Origin of the sequence: Embleya sp. NBC_00888 (assembly GCF_045207655.1) — a bacterium.
In the GTDB taxonomy this organism is placed as follows: Bacteria; Actinomycetota; Actinomycetes; order Streptomycetales; family Streptomycetaceae; genus Embleya.
Map to the genome: position 1 here is coordinate 3,437,211 of NZ_CP108785.1, position 21,135 is coordinate 3,458,345.

The window sequence follows — 21,135 nt, forward strand, 5'->3', positions numbered from 1 at the left end:
GGGTGGGGCAACCCGCGGGAGTCGCTCAGCGCTTGATGCCGACCCCGCCGTAACCCCAGACGTTCTCGACCGCGTCCAGGGGATCGTCGGGTTCGCCGTCCGGGTTCCAGTGGGGGCGGATACCGGGGGGTTCGACCACCTCGAAGCCGTCGAAGAAGGACAACACGCGGTCGTAGCCACGCATCGTCATCTCGGCCGAGGCGTTCTTCCAGCCCGCGGCCCCCGCCTGTCCGCGCGCGGGATCGGCGTCGAAGGAGGCGTGCGACAGGATGAGCATGCTGCCCGGGGCGAGCGCGTCGCGCAGCGTCGCGACGATCTCGTGCGGGTTCTCCTCGTCCTTGATGAAATGCAGGATCGCCACCAGCATCACCGCGACCGGCTCCGCGAAGTCGATCACCTCGACCACCTCGGGTGCGGTCAGGATCGCCTTCGGGTCGCGAAGGTCCGCCTGGGTGAAGGTGGTTCGCCCGGAGCCGCCGTCGGTCATCAGTGCCCGCCCGTGCACGAGCACGATCGGGTCGTTGTCCACGTACGCAACGCGAGCGTCCGGCGCGACCTGGTGGGCCGCCTCGTGCGTGTTCCCGCCGGTGGGGATGCCGGTTCCGATGTCCAGGAACTGGCGGATGCCGCGCCGTGCGGCATAGCGGACGCTGCGCTGGAGGAAGAGCCGGTTGAGCCGCAGCGTGGTGGGCAGATCCGGAATCGCGGCGAGGATGTGCTCGGCCGCCGCGCGGTCCACCGCGAAGTTGCTTTTGCCGCCCAGCAGATAGTCGTAGATTCGGGCGGTGTGCGGGATGCTCGTGTCGATCCGCGCCGCGACGGATTCCGCCTCGACCTCGTCCAGACGCGGCAACCGCCACGCGTCCTCGTCGCTGCTCGATATCGACGTCACGCGCTCACCCTTCGCGAAGCCACTCCCACGGACCAACCGAGACTACTGCGCCCGCCCGGGGAACGGGCCACCGCCGCCTGCCGCCCGGTGAGCCCAAGTCCCTTGGCAACCAGGGCCGCCGACCCTACGTCGACCACTTTCGCGGCGCCCTGGCCGTTCCGGCCGCCGATGTGCCAGGTTGGCGGGTGTGGATCACGAAGCGGAGGCATGGGCCGGAGCGGCGACCGGAGACGACGAGGGCGAACTCGGCCCGGCCGCATGGACCGTGCGGGGGCGGGCACTTCCGGGACCGCTGGTCGACCTGCTCGCCGCCGGTGGATGGCGGCATCCGGGGGACGAGGTGATGCGCGAGGTGGTGCCCTGGATCGAGGAGCCATTGCATTTCCCGGCCGACGTGGCCGAGATGCGCCGGGAATCGCGGTCGTTGGATTTCTTCGCCGATGACGAACGATCGTCGGCGCTGTTTCGCGAGGTGCGCGGGAGCGTCGTCGGGTCGGTGGACCTGCCGTGGCTCGACGTCGAGCAGGCCGTCCTGATCGTGGTGAATCGCCGCCCCGGCGAGGACGTGGCGATCGCGCTCGACTATCGGGAGGACGCGGAGGATCCGCGGGTGGTCGGCAGCGATTTCCGGGCCGACCGGCACGTGTGCGCCTGGCGGATCGTGGCACCGACGTTGACCGACTTCGCGCAGCGGTTGGGTCTGCCGGTCGGCGGGTCGGCGGGTCGACCGCCGGGTGCGACGGGGTGGACGGGAGCGGCGGGTGGCGCGGGTGGGTGAGCCGTTGCATCTGGCGGCGGTCCGGCGCTCGTACGACACCGTTTCCGAGGCCTACGCCGCCGTTGTCAAGGCGCCGGCGGAGTTGGATCCGTTGTCGCGGGCGATGTTGGGGGCGTTCGTCGAGTCGGTGCGCGACGGTGATCGCGGGCCGGTCGCGGATCTGGGTTGTGGGCCGGGGAAGGTGACCGCGTATCTGGCCGCGCTGGGGGTGTCCGCGTTCGGCGTCGACCTGTCGCCGAGGATGGTCGAGACGGCGTGCCGAGCCTATCCGCACCTGCGGTTCGTGGTCGGGTCGATGACCGCGTTGGATCTCGCGGACGGTGAACTCGGTGGAATCCTGGCCTACTTCGCCACCCACCACACGCCGCCGGAGTGGTTGCCGGTGGTGTTCGCCGAGTTCGCCCGCACGCTCGCGCCCGGTGGTTGGCTCATGCTGGGCGGATACGTCGGGGACGACGAGCACGTGCGACCGACCCGCGCGTACGGCGGCCATCCGGTCTCCTACGAGTCCTACTTCCTTCCGGCCGACCGGATCGCCGAACTGCTCGGCCAGGCCGGGCTCGTCGTCGCCGCGCGCATGGTGCGGGAGCCCGGCGACGGCAACAGGCGCCGCGACGCCGTCTTCCTGGCCCACCGGCCGCAACCGGCGAATGCGGCGGAACCCCCGGGGTGACGGCGGTGGGTGGAGGGGTGTAATCGCCGGGCGGTCGTGTGACGACGGCGTTGTCGGGCGAGTCGGGGCGGGCGTACGGGCTGGGCCGATGGCGCGGGTATGTGTCGGGGGCGTGCGCACCGATACGGCTCGGCCGCGGCGGCGGGCGGCTCGGTTTCGCGGCGGCCGCGTGGGGTGGGCATGTTCGGTGCGCGGTTGTTTCGTCCGCCGGCGGTTGACGGGGAGGGGGAGGTGGGCGCGATTCGTGTCGAGTGTGCCGAACTCGACCGCTGGGTGCGTGGACGAGTCGTCGTCGGCTGAGCGTGGGCGGAGTCCGGGCGCGGGTCGGCGGGCTCGGTCGTGGAGCGGGCGCGATAGGGTGGCCATCCCATGCGCACCGTCGATCCCGTCAAGCACGCCGCCAGGCGACGTCAGATCCTGGAGGCCGCCGCCTCCTGCTTCGCGGAGATGGGCTTCCACGGCACCCGGACCGCGGACATCTGCAAACGCGCCGGGATGAGCCCGGGCAACCTCTTCCACTACTTCCCGAGCAAGCACGCGATCATCGTGGAGCTGATCGACAGCGAGGGCGTGCAGACGGCCGCCTTCCTGGAGCGACTGGCCGCCGAGGAGGACGCGCTCGGGGCGCTGTTCGCGCTGATGGAAGCGGTTGTCGCGCTCGCCGCCGACCCGGAGTACGCGGGCCTCACCCTGGACACCGCCGCCGAGGCCCAGCGGGACGAAGGCATCGCCGCGCTCTTGGCCCGCAACGACCGTCAGCTCCGGGCCGGCATCGCCGACCTGCTGCGCCGTGCCGCCGCGGCCGGGCGGATCGACCCGGAGTTGGACGCGGAGGACGCGGCGACGTGGATCGCGGCCCAGATCGACGGAATCTTCGCCCGGGTGGCGACCGATCCGAGCTTCGCGCCGCGCGAGCAGGCGCCCATGCTCCGGCTGCTGCTCACCCGCTTCCTGCGCGTCGATCCGACCTGACCCGCGTCCCGGTCTGACCCCGCGTCCGCCTCGATCGACCCGACCCCGCGTCGAACGGCCTCGCGGCCGGGCGCCCGCCACCCGCGTGCGGCCTTCGGCCCGGTTCGCCCGGCCGCGCGTGTGTGTGCCGCGGGGACGGGTTCAGCGTCGAGGACGGCCGAAGAGGAGGTCGTAGCCCGGCGGCAATTGCAGCAGCACGCGGTTCATCAGGTCGTCGTCGATGGCGTCGGCCACGACGCCGAGTACCGCTCCGACGTCCCATTTCGCGGTCTCGTCGGTGGCACCCTCGATCCACGCGCCGGTCGCCCGGACGAACCGGTCGGCGCTCAGCGGCTCGTGCGCGGGGAGCGGGTTCAGCAGTACCAGGGCACAGGTGTCCGGGAGCCTGGCGGCCAGTTCGGTGCGCTCGCCGCCGACCAGGTGTGCGCCCAGGAGCGCGAGGACGACCCGAATGCCTCGTTCCGCCTCCGCGGGTGAGGAGTATTCGCCCCGCTCCTGAACTGCCGCGAGGAAGGGTTCCCATCGCATCGGCATCTGTATCGGCCCTTCTTCCGTCTTCCGTCGACTGCGATCGGAGCGGGCTCGGGCGGGGCGGCCCCGATCCGGAGGGCACGCGGCGTGCCGGTCCGGTGACCGGGACGGGTCTGCCTCGGTGCGCCGGCCGTGGCATGCCACGCCGACCTCAACGCCCGACCGGTTCGGGGCGGATCGACGATGCGCGCTTCGAGGCCACGAATCGGGTCGGTGCGCATGGGGTGCTCCCCACCTTAACGCTCCGTCGCACACTTGACGGCCTTCGACGCGGACCGACCGCACGCGAGCCCGGCAGTGGCGGCTGTGCGATTTCGGTCCATCACCCCTTGTGTCCGGAGGGGGTTCGGTGCCGGTGTCCGGTGCGTGGTGGTCGACCCCGACAGGTCCCCGGCCGTCCTCCCGGATCCACGACAGGCTTCGCGTACAGGCTTCGCACGAGGAGGTCACTCGGGGTGGCGGCGGCGCGACAGCGCGGATGCGGCGATCGAGTGGCGCACCGTGAAGGCGACCGTGTCGGGCCTGCGGCCCTCGGACCACTCGACGGGCACGCCCGCCGCGGGTCGGTGCCGCGGCGCCGTTCGCACCACAACGGCGAGTCCGCCGCGCAGCAGACCGGTTCCGCTTCCCCGATCGGATCCGCCGGCTCTTCCCGCGAAGCTCGCTCGCCCGTGTGCGTGCGTTCACGCGTCGGCCATCGGTCGCCGGCCTACTGAGCCGAGTCGTCCGGCCAACCCGACTTTCGCCTGGAGTATTTCCGTGCCCACCTGCCGTGGCCGCACCACCCCGATCGCCGCCGGCCCCGTGCCGACCGCGGTCCCGCGGGCCGCGGCCGATACCGGATCGCCCCGGGCTCCGGACCGTCGGGCGGCGAACGACTCCGGAGCCGGCCACCGGGCGCCGGCCGACACCGGGCCGAACACCCGTCGGTTTAGCCGCCCATCGACCGCATCGCGCGCCCGCCCACCGGCCGCGCCGCGCCGTCCGGCGCGCCGGATCGCCGCCGGTCCGCCGCCGGTGCCGACCCCGCGCGTCGCGACCGGTGGCAGGCAGCCCGTCCGCCTCCGGGGGACGCGTCGTGATTCGACGGGTCGCGCCCTCGCGACCTGATCCTCCCCCGAAGAAGCGGCGGCCCGATCCGGTGCCGCCGGTTCCGTATGGCCGCATCGCCCCCTCGCCCCGATCCGCCCGCCCCCATCCGAGAGGAATCGATCACATGCCGGGAAGCTCACTCGCCCTCCTGCGTCCCACCGTGCCGAAGGAGGGCGACCAGTTGACCTTCCGCTTCGCCACCGACGCGCCGCACGCCAAGAACTGGGTCGGGGTGTACGACGGCGCTCGACAGCCCGGTGACGGGAGCTCGTTGGCCTGGAAGTACGTCACCACGGCCGAGGGCGAGGTGACCATCGAGACGCAGGGCCTCACCGACGGCCCCTACACCGCGTACCTGCTGGCCAAGGACGGCTACGCGATCCTCGCCCGGACCGCGCCGTTCAGCTTCGCGGTGCGGCCCGTGCCGCCCCGGCCCAGGTTCGCCGTGGACACCGTCACCACCTCGGCCGTGGCGCCGGGCGAGAGCGCGACCGTGCGCCTGGGCGGACTGTGGACCACCTCGACCGGGCAACAATCCGGCCAGGGCGTCACGTTCCGTTCCCGAGGCGGGGATGGTTGGCTCACCCTCGGCGCCGACGGCACGGTCACCGCCAAGGCCCCGCGCGGCGGTTCGCGCCGGCCGGGCGTGCTCACCGTCGAGGGCCGGGACGGCGCGACCGGTGCGACCTCGCAACTCACCGCGCAGGTACCGGTACGGCGCAACGCGCGCAGCGTCACGCTCAAGGTCGCCTGCCTCGACGCTTGGGACGCGGGCAAACACGTGGACGGCGCGGTGAGCAAGCTGCTGCGCCTCGCGCTCACCCGGGACCTGGACGTGCCGGCGCTCCAGGACACCGGCGGCACGCTGGGCAAGTCGGTGGCGGACGCGCTGGGTTGGGCGGTACACGAGGACGTGTCCGGACTCGCGCTGATCAGTCGGCATGCGCTCACCGACCCGCGCCCGGCGACCGCCGAGCTGCCGGCGGTCGCGGCCACCGTGCGGGTACCCGGGGTGCGGGCCGTGCGGGTGTGGACCGCGTGTCTGGACGAAGGGGACTACGGGCCGATCGGGATCCGCCAGGGCCGTACTCCCGGGCAGGCCGAGGCGGCCGAACGGGCGAGCCTGCGCCACCGCCAGGCCCAGGCGCTGGTCGCGGCGATGGCCCCCGACCTGGGCGCGGCCCGGGACACCCCGGTGCTGCTCGCCGGCGCCCTCGCCTCACCCTCGCACCTGGACTGGACCGCCCGCACCGCCGGCGCGCACGGGACGTCCGGGCCGGTCCGCTGGCCGGTCACCCAACTGCTCGAACACGCCCGGCTGACCGACGTGTTCCGTGACCGGCACCGTGATCCGGCCCGCGAGCCCGGCAACACCTGGTCGCCGGTGGACCCGACGCAGCCCCAGGACCGGATCGACGCGCTGCACAGCGCCGGACCGCTGTCCGTCGAGGAGGCGCACACCCTGGTCACCGGCTGGCCCAAGCCGATCCCGGGCACCGCCGGGAACGGCTGGCCCAGCGACCACGCCGCCGCCGTCGCGACCTTCACGCTGCGCGCCTGAGCCCCCGTCACCTCCCCTCCCCGAAAGGTCGGTTCGACATGACCGAGTTCAGCCGCCGCTCCTTCGTGGGCGCCTCCGCCGCCGTCGGCGCGGCCGGCGCGGTGGGCCTGACCGCCACCCCCGCCCACGCGGACCAGGCGCCGCCGCCGGCCGCGGACGCCGCACGCCGGCCGAAGCCCGGCAGTATCAAGGACGTTCGCCACGTGGTGATCCTGATGCAGGAGAACCGCAGCTTCGACCACTACTTCGGCACGCTCGCCGGCGTGCGCGGATTCGCGGACCGCCAGGGCCTGGTGCTGCCGGGCGGCGACGACGTGTTCCGCCAGCCGCACCCCGGCCGCACCGACGGCGGCTACCTGCTGCCGTACCGGATGGACTCCACCAAGTACAACGCGCAGAACGCCGGCGGCCTCCCGCACGACTGGAGCACCGGGCACACCGCGGTCAACAACGGCGCGCAGAACCGCTGGGTCGCCGCCAAGGGCGAACGCTCGATGGGCTACTTCACCCGCGAGGACATCCCGTACCAGTACGCCCTCGCCGACGCGTTCACGGTCTGCGACGCCTACTTCACCTCGCTCAACGGCCCCACCGACCCCAACCGGCTCTACCTGTGGTCGGGCACCGCCGGACCCGGCCGGGACGGCACCACCGGCCCGTGGATCGACAACACCCCCGTCACCGACAACCCGGTCGCCGACTGGACCACCTACGCCGAACGACTGTCCGCCGCCGGGGTGAGCTGGCGGGTCTACCACAACCCGAGCAAGGACGAGCGCTACGGCGACTACGACGACAACGGCCTGTCCTACTTCAGGCAGTTCCACAACTTCCCGAAGGACGACCCGCGTTACATCAACGCGATGACCAAGTTCGACCTGACCGCGTTCGACGCGCACTGCAAGGACGGCACGCTGCCCACGGTCTCCTGGCTGGTCGCGCCCTACCTGTTCAGCGAACACCCCGACGCGGGACCCAACTACGGTGCGCACTGGGTGAACACCGCGCTGCAATCGATGTTCGCCAACCCCGAGGTGTGGAAGCACACCGTGTTCCTGTTGATGTACGACGAGAACGACGGCTACTTCGACCACGTGGTCCCGCCGATGCCCGAACCGGGCACGCCCGAGGAGTTCGTCGGCGGCCGTCCGATCGGCCTCGGCTCACGCGTACCGCTGTGGATCGCCTCGCCCTGGTCGCGGGGTGGGCACGTCAACTCCCAGGTGGCCGACCACACTTCGGTGCTGCGCTTCCTGGAGACGGTGACCGGGGTGAACGAACCCAACATCTCCGCGTGGCGTCGCGCCGTCTGCGGCGACCTGACCTCGTGCTTCGACTTCGGCAAGCCCGACTACACGATCCCCACGCTGCCCGACACCAACGTGCTGATCGCCAAGGCGGACGCGGCCAAGGCGCTGCCCGGCGTCAAGCTGCCCGCCGCCGGGGCCCAGCAGGTGCCCACCCAGGAAGCCGGCCACCGACCGCACCGACCGCTGCCGTACCGGCCGTCGGCGGACGTGACCGTGGACCGGGGCAACGGCCGGGTGACCTGCGCGCTGGTCAACGAGGGCACGGTGACCTACCACTTCACCGTCTTCCCCAACATCGTCCTCCCGTTCGCGGGCACCCCGTTCACCGTCGGCCCCGGCAAGAGCGCGAGCTACGTGTGGGACGCGGCCGGCACCGACGGCGCCTACGACTTCAGCGTGCACGGCGCGGACGGCTTCGTCCGACGCTTCGCCGGCACCGTGGTCCGCGACCCGCAGCGCGACGTCGCCGTCCCGTCGGTCCGCGCCACGCTGCACGGACGTCGGCCCGACGCCGCGCGGCTGGACCTGCGACTGAGCAACGACGGCGACACCGACGTGCGCTTCACGATCACGCCGAACGACTTCGGCGGGACGGCCCGGGAGCAGTGGGTGAGCGCCCGGGACCGGGACACCGTGGCGTGGCCGACCGACGCGTACGGCCGGTACGACGTCACCGTCGCGGCGGCGGACGGCTTCACCCGCCGCTACGCCGGTACCGTCCACCCGTCGAACCGGGACTGATCGGCACACCGTCCGTGGAACCGGGACCGACCGGCAGGACGGCCCGCGGGTGCCGCTCCCTCGAGGGGCACCCGCGGGTCCGGGTCCTCACTCCGGGCGGCGCCGGCGGATCAGCACGAGGACGCTGTGCGCCTCGACCGCGCGCACGGCGCCCGCCTTGACCTCCACCTCGTCCGCGCCGTCGGGGTCGGCGGTGTCCACGGCGACGTGCCACACGTCGCCGTCCCCGAAGGACGGCACCCGTACGTCGACGCTCTCGTAGTGGGCGTTGAGTACGAACAGGAACGAGTCGTCCACGACCGGGCGGCCGCAGGAGTCGCGTTCGGAGATCGCGTCGCCGTTGAGGAAGACCACCACGGAGCGGGCGTTCGGGCGGTCCCAGTCCTTTCGGGTCATCTCCTTGCCGTCCGGACGCAACCACAGCAGGTCGGCCGGGCCGTCCGCGCCGTCGCCGCGGAAGAAGCGCCGCCGACGCAGCACGGGATGTGCCGCGCGCAATCGCACGAGGCCGCGGGTGAACTCCAACAGGTCGCGTCGGGCCGGGTCGGCGGCCGACTCCCAGTCCATCCACGCGATCTCGTTGTCCTGGCAGTACACGTTGTTGTTGCCGCGTTGGGTGCGGCCCAGTTCGTCGCCGTGCGAGAGCATGGGCACACCCTGCGAGACGAACAGGGTGGTGAGCAGGTTGCGCTGTCGGCGCTCGCGCAGCGCGAGCACGCCCGGGTCCGCGGTGTCTCCCTCGGCGCCGGAGTTCCACGATCGGTTGTCGTCGGCCCCGTCGCGGCCGTCCTCGCCGTTGGCCTCGTTGTGCTTGTCGTTGTACGACACCAGGTCGCGCAGGGTGAAGCCGTCGTGTGCGGTGACGAAGTTGATGCCGGCCAGCGGTCGTCGGTGCTCGCTGGTGTACAGGTCCGACGAGCCGGTCAGGCGGCCCGCGAACTCGGGCAGGACGCCGTCGGTGCCGCGCCAGAAGTCGCGCACGCTGTCCCGGTACTTGCCGTTCCACTCGTTCCACAGCGGCGGAAAGTTGCCCACCTGGTAGCCGCCCTCGCCCACGTCCCACGGTTCGGCGATCAGTTTGACCCGGCTGACCACGGGGTCCTGCTGGACCAGGTCGAAGAACGCGGACAGCCGGTCCACCTCGTGGAACTGCCGGGCCAGGGTGGCCGCGAGATCGAAGCGGAAGCCGTCCACGTGCATCTCGGTGACCCAGTGGCGCAGCGAGTCCATGATCAGTTGGAGCACGTTCGGGTGCCGCATCAGCAGGCTGTTCCCGGTGCCGGTGGTGTCGTAGTAGTGCGCCGGGTCGTCGTCCACCAGGCGGTAGTACGAGGCGTTGTCGATGCCTCGGAAGGAGAGCGTCGGACCCAGTTCGTTGCCTTCGGCGGTGTGGTTGTAGACGACGTCGAGAATCACCTCGATCCCGGCCGCGTGCAGGGTCTTGACCATCGCCTTGAACTCGGTCACCTGTTCGCCGCGCGTGCCGGAGGACGAGTAGGCGTTGTGCGGCGCGAGGAAGCCGATGGTGTTGTAGCCCCAGTAGTTGGACAGGCCCCGGGCGAGCAGCGATCCGTCCTGGACGAACTGGTGCACCGGCATCAGCTCGATCGCGGTCACGCCGAGCGTGGTCAGGTGCTCGATCACGGCGGGATGGGCGAGGCCGGCGTATGTGCCGCGCCGGTGCTCGGGAACGGCGGGATGGGTGCGGGTCATGCCCTTGACGTGCGCCTCGTAGATCACGGTCTCGTGGTACGGGCGGTTCGGGCTGCGGTCGTCGCCCCAGTCGAAGGTCGAATCGGTCACCACCGAGAGCATCGTGTGCCGCAGATTGTCCGCGGTGTTCTGCTCGTCGGGCGCCTCGGGCCGGTAGTCCAGCAGCGACAGGTCGCCGTCGGTGTTGCCGTCGATCGCCTTGGCGTAGGGGTCGATCAGGATCTTGGCCGGATTGCAGCGGTGACCCCGCTCGGGGTCGTGCGGCCCGTGTACGCGGTACCCGTAGCGCCGGCCGGGCCCGACGCCGGGGAGATAGCCGTGCCACACGAAGCCGTCGACATCGGGCAACGGCACCCGCTGCTCGGTGCCGTCGTCGTCGATCAGCGCGACCTCCACGCGCTCGGCGACCTCGGAGAACACCGCGAAGTTGGTGCCGGAGCCGTCGAACGTGGCGCCGAGGGGATAGGACCTGCCATTCCATGCCTGCATGAAGTGACATTAACCGCTCATATCGGACCATAATTCGATCGTCGACACGGCGGAATGTCGTGTCCCGCCGCGGGCTCCCGAGCGGAAGCGGCCGGCCGCATCGGGGTGGGCGCGTCCCGCCGATGCTCACGCCCCCGGGCGGTCGACGCGCTGTCGGCGCGTCGCGGGCACTTCGTCGGAACCAATGGGACAAAGTAGGACGAGATCGTCGGTCTTGTCTGTCTCTGTGGTCGCGGGTCGCCGCGTGGTGATTCGAGCGGTGGTTGCGGCCTGTCGGTCGGTGCGGAGGGAAGCGGCTTGTCCACCTATCTGTTCCGGCTGGGGAAATGGGCGTTTCGGCGTCGCCGGTGGGTCCTGGCAGTCTGGCTCGCCATCGCGGTGGCCGCCGTCGTCCTCGCCACGGTGAGCGGCGGCAAGACCAACGACACCTTCACCATTCCGGGTACCGAGTCGCAGGACACGACGGACCTGTTGGAGCAGAAGCTGCCCGCGCTCGGCGGCGCGCAGACCCAGGTGGTGTTCGCCGTGAAGAGCCCGGCCAAGGTCACCGACCCGGGCCCGAGCGCCGGCATCGAGGCGGCCATCGCGCAACTGCGGACGGTGCCGCAAGTGGCCTCCGTGTCGGACCCGTTCACCGATCAGGGAGTCGCGCCCGACCAACTGGTCGCGCTGGGCTGGGTGCAGTACACGGCGCAGCCGGCGGACGTCGAGGATGCCACCCTGGACAAGCTCGAGGACGCCGTGGCGCCCGCCGAGCAGGCCGGGGTCCAGGTCGAGTACTCGGGCACCGTGTACCCGGGCTGGCGGATCACCCCCTCCGAACTGCCGGAGCTGATCGGTCTGGCGATCGCGCTGGTGATCCTGCTCATCACGTTCGGCGCGGTGGTCGCCGCCGGCCTGCCGATCATCAACGCGATCATCGGTGTGGTGATCGCCCTGATGGGGGTGACCGCGCTCGCGTCGGTGGTGAACATCGCGTCGGCGTCCACGACGGTGGCCATCATGCTCGGTCTGTCCTGCGGGATCGACTACGGGCTGTTCATCCTGTTCCGGCACCGCAACAACCTGATCGGCGGCATGACGCCGGAGGAGTCGGCGGCCCTGGCCCTGGGCACCGCCGGCAGCTCGGTGGTCTTCGCCGGACTCACCGTGATCATCGCCCTGTGCGGGCTGGCCGTCGTGGGGATCCCGTTCCTGACCCTGATGGGATTGTGCGCGGCCGCGGCGGTGCTGATCGCGCTGTTGATCGCGCTCACCCTGCTCCCGGCGGTCCTGGGCTTCGCCGGCACCAAGCTCGTGTCGTTCATCGACACGCGGCTGCGGCCCGGGCACCACGAGGAGGTCGCGCGGATCACCGCGACCGAGCCGGCCCGGACGTTCGGCGCGGCCTGGGCGCGCTTCGTGGTGCGCTTCCGGATCCCGGTCCTGATCCTCGGCGTCGGCCTGCTGCTCGTGCTGGCGGTGCCCGCGTTGAGCATGGAACTGGGGCTGCCCAGCGCCGCCTCGCAGCCCGAGTCCTCCACCGAGCGCAAGGCGTACGACCTGACCGCGGAGAGCTTCGGGCCCGGCTTCAACGGGCCCCTGCTGGTGGTCGCCGACGGGCCCGTCGACCAAAGCGGCGTGACGGCCTTGGTGAACGCGCTGAAGCAGCAACCGGACGTCGTGGCGGCGGGTCCACTCGCCGTCAACAACGAGGTCGCCGTGGTGCGGGTGATCCCCGCCACCGGACCCAACTCGCAGACCACCGCCGACCTGGTGCACCACATCCGGGACAACCGCTCGGCGATCGAGGCCGGCGTCGGCGCGCCGATCCTGGTCGGCGGCAGCACCGCCTCCAACATCGACGTGTCCACGAAACTCCTGGACGCGCTCCCGGTGTTCCTGCTCGTGGTGGTCGGCCTGGCCTTCGTGCTGCTGACCTTCGCCTTCCGGACCATCCTGGTGCCGATCAAGTCGATCCTCGGCTTCCTGCTGTCGGTCGCGGCGGCCTTCGGCGCGCAGGTCGCGATGTTCCAGTGGGGCTGGGGCGAGGACATCTTCGGCATCACCCCCACCGAGACGATCAGCTTCCTGCCGATCCTGATGCTCGCGATCATCTTCGGGTTGTCCAGCGACTACGAGGTGTTCGTCGTCTCGCGGATCAAGGAGGACTACACCACCACGGGCGACGCCCGAGGCGCGGTCGCGCGCGGCACCGGGTTGTCGGCGCGGGTGGTGACGGCGGCGGCGCTGATCATGTTCTCGATCTTCGTGGCGTTCATGTTCACCGACGACCCGACCATCAAGGCGATCGGCTTCAGCTTCGCCGTCGGTGTCTTCCTGGACGCCTTCGTGGTCCGGCTGACGCTGGTCCCGGCGACGATGGCGATCGTCCGGGCCAAGCTCTGGTATCACCCGCAGTGGTTCACCAAGTACGTCCCCGACCCGGACATCGAGGGCAAGCGCCTGGAGGAACGTCTGGCCGGCACCGCGCCCACCGGCGGCGCGGCGCACTGACACCCGCCGACGCGGGGCCGGGCCGACGCTCAGCCCGGCGCGGGCCCCTCGGCCACATCGTCGCCGTCGATCGCGGCCAGGACCACCGGATCCGAGCACGCGCGGGCGAAGCGCGCGATGCGGTGTTCGATCTCACGCCGGAGCACGACCGTGCCGATGCGATCGGCGATCGGGGCCAACCAGCGCGGGCGGCAGCCGAAGTTGTAACGCCATACCGCGCGGGTACGGTCCGGTTCGCCCTCGACGGCGGTGAACCGCCAGCCGCCGCCCATCTTCGCGAAGAACCAGGATCCCTCGACCATCCGCATGCCCACGTTCGTCGGCGGGTGGTACGAGACGTATTCGCTGATCATCCGAAAGCCCGCGCGGTGCACCGTGAGCGTGCGCACTCCCTTGCCCGGCTCGGTGGCCCCGTCCAGGAAGCGCTGGCTGCGGATGAACGGGTCCCAACGCCTGCGCACCACCCCGGTCGTCTGCGACACGGCGAACGCCGTCGCGGCGGCGACGGGTACCTCCACTGACGCTTCCACCGTGGGCATGACGGTCATCCTGCCAGGGTTACTCGCCGGACGCCGGGGGAGACGTTTGCCGGAGGCGTCGGGTCTTTTTCCGCGGAGATGCAACTGACCGACCCCGTCCGGGCGTTGATGAACATGACGCACCGTGTTTCTCGGTGGGTCGGACACCCACAGTCAGGAGAGGTCATGCCCGGTCCTTTGATTCTCGGCCGCAGGGCCCCGGTCCCCACTCGAAGCGCGCCCACGCTGCCCCGGCATCACTACGATCCCGATCTGTGTGTCAACGTCACCCCTGGCGGGACGCTGCTGATCCACGCGGTGGACTCCGGCACCTACACCGGGACGCAGGAACCCAGGGGATACAAGAAGGATGACTGATCACGACGCGAGCGTCGTGATCGTGGCCACCGAGGAGGACCTGACCGCCGACATGGTGGCGGCGCACCTCCTCGGCGGCCCGGTGGCCCTGCTCCGCCTGGATCCGGGCCGCCTGCGCGAACGCCCTTTGGTGACCGGCCGGTTCGCCGCCGGGCGCTGGCACACCGTGCTCACCTCCGGGCGGGCGACGGTGACCCTGGACGAACGTTGCGCGGTGTATTGGCGCAAACCCACCCGACCCGACGCGTTCGGCACCGCGGAGGAACGGTGGCGCGCGGACGAGAACACCACCGCGTTGCTGGGCCTGTTGCGCGCGCAGCCGCTGAAGGTGTGGATCGACGACCCCACGATCGTCGCGGCGTCGCTGCACAAGCCCACCCAACTCGCGTCGGCCGCGCGCGCCGGCTTCGCCGTGCCCGACACGCTGTTCACCAGCGATCCGCACGCGGCCCGCGCGTTCATCGCCGCGCACCGGGACAAGGTCGTGGTCAAGGCGCTCACCCAGCGGCACACCACGTTCATCCCCACCACGCGCATCCGCCTCTCGGACGACCTGAGCGGCATCGCCGGCACCCTGCACTACCTGCAGGCCCTGGTCGAGGACCGGCTGTTCGACGCGCGGGTGACCGTCGTGGACGATCGGGTGTTCACCGCCGCGATCATCACGAAGGGCGCGCTCGACTGGCGGGCGGTGCCGCTGGACGCGTGCGAGTACCGGGCGATCGAGGCGCCGGCGGAGATCGCGAGGGCGTGCGTCGAGCACGTGCGCGACCTCGGGCTGGGCTACGCCGCGCTGGACTTCGTGGTCACCTCGGCCGGATGGACGTACCTGGAGAGCAACTGCGTGGGCGAGTTCGGCTGGATCGAGAGCGCGACCGGGCTGCCGATTTCGGCGGGGCTGGCCCGGGTCCTGCGCGAGGGACCCGCCCGCCGCGGGATCGTCGCGTGCTGCGCTTCCGCCCGAACGTGAGGATGGGTCCGCTGAATCGAGAGTGCGACCGGGCCGGCGATCCCGGTGCGACCGGCCCGGCTTACGCGTGCGGGGCCGAGACACCACAGCGTCGGCGCGTCGTGGGCGTCGGCCAGAATGTGCGGATGGATCCGCTGCTCGTCGCGGCCTTGGAGACCCTCGGCGTCACCGAACGGCCACGTCCGCTGACCTCGCACCACACCAACGCCTGGCGTGCCGGACAGTGGCGGATCAAGACCGCCGAGGGAGCGGACGTCGCCGCGCTGCATCACGAGGCGCGGGTGCTGACCATGCTGCGCGAGCAGGGCCTTTACCCGGTCGGCGGCAGGCACGGGCACGTCGGCGGCGGGCTGTGGACGGCGGTCGAGTGGGTCCCGGGGGTGACCCTGTGGCGCTGGTGCGAGTCGGCGCGCCGCAACGGGCCCGTTCCGGCGCATCCGTTGCCCGATCTGGCCCGGCGGGCGTTCGCGGCGCTCGGTCGGCTGCACGCGCTGGGGTGGCATCACGGCGATATCCAGCCGATGAACATACTGGTGACCCCGGGAGGCGGGATCGAGTTCATCGACCACGACCTGGCCCACCATCCGGACCGGCTCCCGCTGCCGAATCCCTACCGGGGCGGGATGGACCTCACCACCGCTCCCGAGATAGCCCGGCAACTCCTGGAGACCGGGCCCGGGCAGCACGTGCGCCTGACCGACGCCGCCGAGGTGTACAGCCTGGGTGCCTCGTTCCGGGCGGCCTGGACGGGCACCGCCCCGGCCACCGATCGGGCGATCGGCGGGCGGATCACCGCCGCCGACATCCTGGAGGACATCGCCACCGGGCGACACCGCCCGCCGCTGGAACTGGCACGCCCGTGGCCGGACCCCGACCTGGAGGCGCTGATCGAGGCGACGATGGCATTGGACCCGACCACCCGAATCAAGGCACTCCCGACGGCGCCGTACTCGGGTTGACACGGGGCGCCCCTGCCGCGTGCGCGGGGCCGGAGACCGGGCGCCGGTTCCGCGCACGCGGGGTGGAGACCGGGGCCCGAACCCGGTTCGCGAGTGTGCGGGCCGGGCACCCGTCCCACGCCTGCGAGCGCGAAGATCGGGCGCCCGGCCGGGGAGCGGCCTGCGGCGTTGCGGTCACAGGCGAAGGTACGACAGGTCCACGGCGTCGGCCATCGCTTGCGCTCCCGCGTCGTTGAGGTGCAGGTGGTCGCCGCTGTCGAGGTCGGGGCGGATGAAGTCAGGCGCGTCGGGGTCCCGGACCGCCGCCGCGACGTCCACGACCGCGTCGAAGCCCGCGCCGGTGCGGATCCGGTCGTTGACGCGGCGCCGGACCTCCCGGCCCTCGAGGCTGTCGACACCGGGGTAGATGGTGCCGGCGTAAGGACCCATGGTCGCGCCGATCGTGGTCAGCCCCGCCGCCCGGGCCCGCGCGGCCAATGTGGTGAATCCCGCGATCAGGTCCTCCGCGGTGACCGGGGGTTCGCCGGTCATGCCGGGCAGGCCCACGTCGTTGAGGCCGAAGTGGAAGAGCACGTGGGTGACTCCGGGCACGGTGAGCACATCGCGGTCGAAGCGGGCGAGGCCGCGCAGGCCGACCCCGTCGGTCAGCAGTCGATTGCCGCCGAGGCCCTGGTTGACCACCCAGCCCCGGTCCAGTCGCCGGTTCAGCAGGTTGGGGAAGCGCCGGTTGCTCCCGACGGAGGTGCCGCCGCCCTCGAACCACGAGTCGCCGAAGGCCACGGCGATCGCGGTGCCCTCGGGCGCGAGGACGTCGACGCCGGCGACGAAGTAGCGATTGGCCGCCTCCTCCGCGTCCGCGAAGCTCGCCGAGACCGCGTTCCCCGGTGCCACGTAAGCGAGTTGCGACGGCGTGGCGGAGTAGGTGGCCGGTCCGGTGTCCCCGGGCAGGTACAGGCTCAGCACCAGGTCGCTCCCGGCGGCGACGGCCAGGTCGACCGGGTCGCTGCGGAGTTGTCCGCCCGCCGGGATGGTCACCTCGGCCGAGCCGCCGAAGGTCAGCACGGTGTCCGTGTCGGGGTCGATCGTGCTCCCGCCGGTGCCCACGGCCACCCGGGCGGCGCCGATGACGAGCGGTTCCTTGCCGTATTCGTTGGCGAGCAACACCCGTAGCGCGCCGCCGCCGCCGTCCAGGCGCAGGATCTGGCGCACCGTCTGGTCGCGAAAGCCTCGCGAGGGCTGGATCAGGAAGCTCTCGTTCGGGTCGAGTACGGCGGAGCGGAAGCCCGCGACCCAGGTCGTCGTCGTCATGATCGGGTAACTCCTTCGGGGGTGGGGTGGTCGGGTGAAGGTGGTGGTCAGGCCCGGACGGGCCGGGGGTCGGGAGTACGGCTGCCGCCCGTGCGGCGGGCCCGCAGACTCACCGAGGCGAGCGCGGCGAGGGCGAACAGCACCGCCGCGGCCTTGAAGGCGAAGGCGTAGCCGTCGGTGGCGGCCTGTTCGGGGGAGGGGCCGGCGCCGGTGTGCGCATCGGCGAGCGAGCTGAACAGGGCGATGCCGACGGTGGGGCCCATCAGCATCGTGGTGTTGAACGCGCCGCCGGCGAGCGCGGCCTGGGCGGGCGGCACCCCGCGGGTGGCGGCGACCACGGCGGCCGCGGCGGTCAGGCCGATGCCGATCGGCAGGGCGAGCATGGCCGCGAACGGGAGTCCGAGGTAGGCCGCGTCCGGGCTGATCCGGGAGAACAGCAGGAAGGCGCCGGCCATCGTGGCCAGACCCAGCGCGGCCGTCCACCGCACGCCCAGCCGGGCCACGATCGGCACGCTGCCGGCGCTGACCACGACCAGCATCAGCGTGTACGGGACGAAGCCCATCGCCGAGCGCAACGCGGACCACCCCAGCACCCGTTGGAAGTACAGCGACATCAAGAACGCGGCGGTGGAGCCGGCGATCGGCGCGAGCATGCCGGTGGCGAGCGCTGCCACACGGCGGCGGGAGGCGAGGAAGGGCAGTGGCATCAAGGGCGCCGCGACCTGGTTCTCGGCCACGCCGAACGCCACCAGCAGGACGACTCCGCCGGCCAGTGGCAGCAGCACCGCCGGGTCGAGCCAACCGTGCGTGCCCACCGCGACCAGTCCCAGGCTGAGCACCGCGACACCGCCGGTGACCAGGGCGGCGCCGAGCACGTCCACCCGGCCGGTGGCCCGCTCCGGGCCGGTGGGCAGGTACCGGCCGGCGAGGGCGGCGACGGCGAAGCCGATCACCGCGAGCACCACGAACGACCAGCGCCAGGACGCCCAGGTGGCGGTCGCGCCGCCGAGTTGCATGCCCAGCGCCGCGCCCACCCCGGAGAGCCCGCCCCACGCGGCCATCGCCCGGCGGCGGGTCGCGTCGGTCGCGAACACGTCCCCGACCAGGGCCATGGCGGCCGGCGCGGCGAGCGCGGCGCCCGCGCCCTGGAGCAGGCGGGCGGTGATCATCCACGCGCCGCCGGGCACGAGGGCGCCGGCCAGCGACGCGGCGGCGAACAGCGCGACGCCGGCCCGGAAGGTCTCGCGCCGCCCGCGCAGGTCGGCGATCCGGCCGCCGAGCAGCAGCAGGCCGCTGAACGCCAGCGTGTAGGCGGCGCCGGTCCAGACCAGACCGGAGGAGCCAAGGTCGAGGTCGGCGGCGATGTCGGGTCCGGCGGCCGAGGTGATGGTGACCGAGGTGTTGAGGATTGCCTGCACCGCGGCGAGCAGCGTGAAGGCCGCCCCCGTTCGGGCCGGCCGCACGGTCGTCCGGACGTGTTCCATGGCTGATCCCCTTTCCGGAGAGTCGCTCGTTCGAGTGCAATGGCTCGTTCGAGAGCTGAACCATACAGTGCAGTTCAGATGAACTCAACGGTGCGGTTCAGTTGAACTGAACGGTATGGTTTCGATGAGCCGATCGGTTCGGTTCGCACTCGTTAGACTGCGCGCGACGAACGGAGACACCACGTGTGGGCAGCCGAGCAGACCCCCAAGCGGATTCCCTCGGGTGATCGGGCCGCGCGCAAGCGCGCGGCGATCCTGGAGGCGGCCACTCAGGCCTTCCTGCGCGAGGGTTACCAGGTGGGCATGGACACCATCGCCGCCGAGGCGGGCGTCGCGAAGGTGACCGTCTACAACCACTTCGGCAACAAGGAAGCCCTGTTCACGGCGATCGTCGGCGAGATCCTGGACCGCGCCCTGGCGGAGTCGACCCGCCTGATCGAGGAGCGGCTCGGATCCTCCACCGACGTCCGGGCGGACCTGGTGGCCATCTGTGAGGCGTGGGTGGCGGGCCACGCCACGCCGGAGGTGCTCACCCTGCACAACGTGGTGATGGGCTCGATGCCGCGCCTGCCCGAGCTGGGACGCACCTGGCGCGAGTCGGGACCGGACCGCTTCCACGTGGTGGTTCGCACGGCCCTGGAGGAACTCGTCGAGCGCGGCGAACTCGCGATCGACGACGTGCCGTTGGCCGCGATCCAACTCTCCGGCTTGGTGCTGATGCCGCACATCGCCTTCGGCTCCTCCGGCGCGGTGCCCGACGCGGATCTGACCGAGCGGCTGATCACCGGCGGCGTGGACATGTTCCTGGCCCGCTACCGCCCGACGGCGGACCGGGCCCCTTCCGCCGCCCCGGCCACTTCCGCCGACCCGGCGCCGGAGTCGCAGGCGCCCTGACGCGGGCCGGCCGTACGTCGCCGACCAAGGTCCCGCCCGGCACCGCGGGGCGACGTGGCACGACTCACCCGAACGGCCCGAGCGGACCGCACGCGGCCCGACCCACCCGACCGTCGGAGTGGGCGCGACGCGACTCGCCCGAACGGACCGAATGTGAGGCGCGTCACGTGCCGGCCTGATAGGAAGGTTCAGGAGTCCGTTATGTCGGATTCATAACCTTTCGAGGAGGCGTCCTCATGCGCGCCACATCCGGGAACCCCGCCGAGAGCTCGACCGCCGCCACGCCGGTCGAGGAACCGTCCCCGATCCATATCCTCTGGATCAACGCCGGTCTCAGCTGCGACGGCGACTCCGTCGCGCTGACCGCCGCGATGCAGCCGTCGATCGAGGAGATCGTCACCGGCGCGCTGCCCGGACTGCCGCCGATCGCCGTGCACTGGCCGCTGATCGACTTCGAGTGCGGACCGGTCCAGGGCGCGGACACCTTCATCGAATGGTTCTTCAAGGCCGAACGGGGCGAACTCGAGCCGTTCGTGCTGGTGGTCGAGGGATCCATCCCGAACGAGTCGATCAAGGCCGAAGGCTACTGGAGCGGCTTCGGCGACGACCCGGCCACCGGCCAGCCGATCACCACCAGCGAATGGTTGGACCGGCTCGCGCCCAAGGCCACCGGCGTGGTGGCGATCGGCACCTGTGCGACGTACGGCGGCATCCACGCGATGGCCGGCAACCCCACCGGTGCGATGGGCGTACCCGACTACCTGGGCTGGGACTGGAAGTCCAAGGCGGGCCTGCCGATCGTGTGCGTGCCCGGGTGCCCGATCCAGCCGGACAACTTCGCCGAGACGCTGACCTACCTGCTCTACCAACTCGCCGGGTCCGCGCCGATGATCCCGCTGGACGACAAGCTGCGTCCGACCTGGCTGTTCGGCGCCACCGTGCACGAGGGCTGCGACCGCGGCGGCTACTACGAACAGGGCCAGTTCGCCGACGAGTACGGCTCGCCGCTGTGCCTGGTGAAGCTGGGCTGTTGGGGCCCGGTGGTCAAGTGCAACGTGCCCAAGCGCGGCTGGATCAACGGTGTCGGCGGTTGCCCGAACGTCGGTGGCATCTGCATCGCGTGCACGATGCCCGGCTTCCCGGACAAGTTCATGCCGTTCATGGACGAACCGCCCGGCGGCAAGGTCTCCTCGGTCGCCAGTGGCGCGTACGGCCTGGTGATCCGCAAGCTGCGCTCGATCACCGCGAAGACCGTGGACAAGGAACCCAAGTGGCGCCACACCGGTCGTGAGCTCACCACCGGCTACCGCCCGCCCAGGTGAGCGGATCGCCTTCGCGCAGTTCCCGACCCAGCGGCCGACCTCACGCGTGCCGCC

Annotated in this window: 17 protein-coding genes; 11 read left to right on the plus strand and 6 right to left on the minus strand. The window is 71.6% G+C overall.

Annotated features, from left to right (window positions below):
• Positions 1 to 25: 25 nt before the first annotated feature.
• The gene (locus tag OG948_RS49370) at positions 26 to 892 is read right to left on the minus strand and encodes an SAM-dependent methyltransferase (protein WP_331771590.1); all 867 of its coding nucleotides are present in this window, start codon (positions 890 to 892) and stop codon (positions 26 to 28) included.
• A gap of 187 nt (positions 893 to 1,079) precedes the next feature.
• On the opposite strand from OG948_RS49370, the gene OG948_RS49375 reads away from it, so the two are divergent.
• From OG948_RS49375 to OG948_RS49385, 3 genes are all read left to right on the plus strand, one after another.
• Positions 1,080 to 1,670 carry a hypothetical protein gene (locus OG948_RS49375; protein WP_331771591.1) on the plus strand — a complete coding sequence of 197 codons (591 nt, stop codon included), beginning with the start codon at positions 1,080 to 1,082 and terminating at the stop codon, positions 1,668 to 1,670.
• Positions 1,663 to 2,343, plus strand: coding sequence for a class I SAM-dependent methyltransferase (locus OG948_RS49380; protein ID WP_331771592.1), 681 nt, complete (start codon positions 1,663 to 1,665; stop codon positions 2,341 to 2,343). Before OG948_RS49375 ends, OG948_RS49380 begins: the two co-directional genes overlap by 8 nt.
• Before the next feature lie 369 nt (positions 2,344 to 2,712).
• Positions 2,713 to 3,315, plus strand: a complete 603-nt coding sequence (locus tag OG948_RS49385) for a TetR family transcriptional regulator (protein WP_331771593.1) — start codon at positions 2,713 to 2,715, stop codon at positions 3,313 to 3,315.
• Positions 3,316 to 3,456: 141 nt separating this feature from the next.
• On the opposite strand, the gene OG948_RS49390 is transcribed toward OG948_RS49385, so the two are convergent.
• Complete coding sequence (locus OG948_RS49390) at positions 3,457 to 3,849, minus strand: DUF2267 domain-containing protein (RefSeq protein ID WP_331771594.1); 393 nt, start codon at positions 3,847 to 3,849, stop codon at positions 3,457 to 3,459.
• A gap of 1,213 nt (positions 3,850 to 5,062) precedes the next feature.
• Here OG948_RS49390 and OG948_RS49395 point away from each other — a divergent pair.
• Positions 5,063 to 6,499, plus strand: a complete 1,437-nt coding sequence (locus OG948_RS49395; protein WP_331771595.1) for a hypothetical protein — start codon at positions 5,063 to 5,065, stop codon at positions 6,497 to 6,499.
• A 38-nt stretch (positions 6,500 to 6,537) separates the two neighbouring features.
• Positions 6,538 to 8,550, plus strand: coding sequence for a phosphocholine-specific phospholipase C (locus OG948_RS49400; RefSeq protein ID WP_331771596.1), 2,013 nt, complete (start codon positions 6,538 to 6,540; stop codon positions 8,548 to 8,550).
• Positions 8,551 to 8,637: 87 nt separating this feature from the next.
• Here the strand turns inward: OG948_RS49400 and glgX are convergent, their stop codons facing one another.
• Positions 8,638 to 10,752, minus strand: coding sequence for a glycogen debranching protein GlgX (gene glgX, locus OG948_RS49405; protein ID WP_331771597.1), 2,115 nt, complete (start codon positions 10,750 to 10,752; stop codon positions 8,638 to 8,640).
• A gap of 297 nt (positions 10,753 to 11,049) precedes the next feature.
• Here glgX and OG948_RS49410 point away from each other — a divergent pair, with 297 nt between their 5' ends.
• Positions 11,050 to 13,248: an MMPL family transporter gene (locus OG948_RS49410; protein WP_331771598.1), complete on the plus strand. Its 2,199-nt coding sequence runs from the start codon at positions 11,050 to 11,052 to the stop codon at positions 13,246 to 13,248.
• A gap of 29 nt (positions 13,249 to 13,277) precedes the next feature.
• On the opposite strand, the gene OG948_RS49415 is transcribed toward OG948_RS49410, so the two are convergent.
• Positions 13,278 to 13,787: an SRPBCC family protein gene (locus OG948_RS49415; RefSeq protein ID WP_331771599.1), complete on the minus strand. Its 510-nt coding sequence runs from the start codon at positions 13,785 to 13,787 to the stop codon at positions 13,278 to 13,280.
• A gap of 165 nt (positions 13,788 to 13,952) precedes the next feature.
• On the opposite strand from OG948_RS49415, the gene OG948_RS49420 reads away from it, so the two are divergent.
• The 3 genes from OG948_RS49420 (at position 13,953) to OG948_RS49430 (ending at position 16,073) form a co-directional block, all read left to right on the plus strand.
• The gene (locus OG948_RS49420; RefSeq protein ID WP_331771600.1) at positions 13,953 to 14,144 is read left to right on the plus strand and encodes a hypothetical protein; all 192 of its coding nucleotides are present in this window, start codon (positions 13,953 to 13,955) and stop codon (positions 14,142 to 14,144) included.
• Positions 14,137 to 15,114: a hypothetical protein gene (locus OG948_RS49425; protein ID WP_331771601.1), complete on the plus strand. Its 978-nt coding sequence runs from the start codon at positions 14,137 to 14,139 to the stop codon at positions 15,112 to 15,114. Before OG948_RS49420 ends, OG948_RS49425 begins: the two co-directional genes overlap by 8 nt.
• A gap of 125 nt (positions 15,115 to 15,239) precedes the next feature.
• Positions 15,240 to 16,073 (plus strand): phosphotransferase, encoded by an 834-nt coding sequence (locus OG948_RS49430; protein WP_331771602.1) that lies wholly within the window; start codon positions 15,240 to 15,242, stop codon positions 16,071 to 16,073.
• 174 nt (positions 16,074 to 16,247) lie between these two features.
• Here OG948_RS49430 and OG948_RS49435 read toward each other — a convergent pair whose 3' ends face one another.
• Together OG948_RS49435 and OG948_RS49440 are read right to left on the minus strand one after the other, a co-directional pair.
• Positions 16,248 to 17,381, minus strand: coding sequence for a GDSL-type esterase/lipase family protein (locus tag OG948_RS49435; protein WP_331771603.1), 1,134 nt, complete (start codon positions 17,379 to 17,381; stop codon positions 16,248 to 16,250).
• A 47-nt stretch (positions 17,382 to 17,428) separates the two neighbouring features.
• Positions 17,429 to 18,865, minus strand: coding sequence for an MFS transporter (locus OG948_RS49440; protein ID WP_331771604.1), 1,437 nt, complete (start codon positions 18,863 to 18,865; stop codon positions 17,429 to 17,431).
• Between the two features lie 183 nt (positions 18,866 to 19,048).
• On the opposite strand from OG948_RS49440, the gene OG948_RS49445 reads away from it, so the two are divergent.
• Both OG948_RS49445 and OG948_RS49450 read left to right on the plus strand, forming a co-directional pair.
• The gene (locus OG948_RS49445) at positions 19,049 to 19,759 is read left to right on the plus strand and encodes a TetR/AcrR family transcriptional regulator (protein WP_331771605.1); all 711 of its coding nucleotides are present in this window, start codon (positions 19,049 to 19,051) and stop codon (positions 19,757 to 19,759) included.
• Positions 19,760 to 19,995: 236 nt separating this feature from the next.
• On the plus strand, positions 19,996 to 21,081 hold the full coding sequence (locus OG948_RS49450; protein WP_331771606.1) for a hydrogenase expression protein HypE: 1,086 nt from the start codon (positions 19,996 to 19,998) through the stop codon (positions 21,079 to 21,081).
• The last annotated feature ends 54 nt before the right edge of the window (positions 21,082 to 21,135 follow it).

Bases quoted from the DNA above. Each gene is read 5' to 3' on its own strand.
- OG948_RS49440 (WP_331771604.1), bottom strand. From the start codon at position 18,865: ATGGAACACGTCCGGACGACCGTGCGGCCGGCCCGAACGGGGGCGGCC.
- OG948_RS49400 (WP_331771596.1), top strand. From the start codon at position 6,538: ATGACCGAGTTCAGCCGCCGCTCCTTCGTGGGCGCCTCCGCCGCCGTC.
- OG948_RS49420 (WP_331771600.1), top strand. From the start codon at position 13,953: ATGCCCGGTCCTTTGATTCTCGGCCGCAGGGCCCCGGTCCCCACTCGA.
- OG948_RS49425 (WP_331771601.1), top strand. From the start codon at position 14,137: ATGACTGATCACGACGCGAGCGTCGTGATCGTGGCCACCGAGGAGGAC.
- OG948_RS49415 (WP_331771599.1), bottom strand. From the start codon at position 13,787: ATGCCCACGGTGGAAGCGTCAGTGGAGGTACCCGTCGCCGCCGCGACG.
- OG948_RS49450 (WP_331771606.1), top strand. From the start codon at position 19,996: ATGCGCGCCACATCCGGGAACCCCGCCGAGAGCTCGACCGCCGCCACG.
- OG948_RS49390 (WP_331771594.1), bottom strand. From the start codon at position 3,849: ATGCCGATGCGATGGGAACCCTTCCTCGCGGCAGTTCAGGAGCGGGGC.
- OG948_RS49435 (WP_331771603.1), bottom strand. From the start codon at position 17,381: ATGACGACGACGACCTGGGTCGCGGGCTTCCGCTCCGCCGTACTCGAC.
- OG948_RS49385 (WP_331771593.1), top strand. From the start codon at position 2,713: ATGCGCACCGTCGATCCCGTCAAGCACGCCGCCAGGCGACGTCAGATC.
- OG948_RS49430 (WP_331771602.1), top strand. From the start codon at position 15,240: ATGGATCCGCTGCTCGTCGCGGCCTTGGAGACCCTCGGCGTCACCGAA.
- OG948_RS49395 (WP_331771595.1), top strand. From the start codon at position 5,063: ATGCCGGGAAGCTCACTCGCCCTCCTGCGTCCCACCGTGCCGAAGGAG.
- glgX (WP_331771597.1), bottom strand. From the start codon at position 10,752: ATGCAGGCATGGAATGGCAGGTCCTATCCCCTCGGCGCCACGTTCGAC.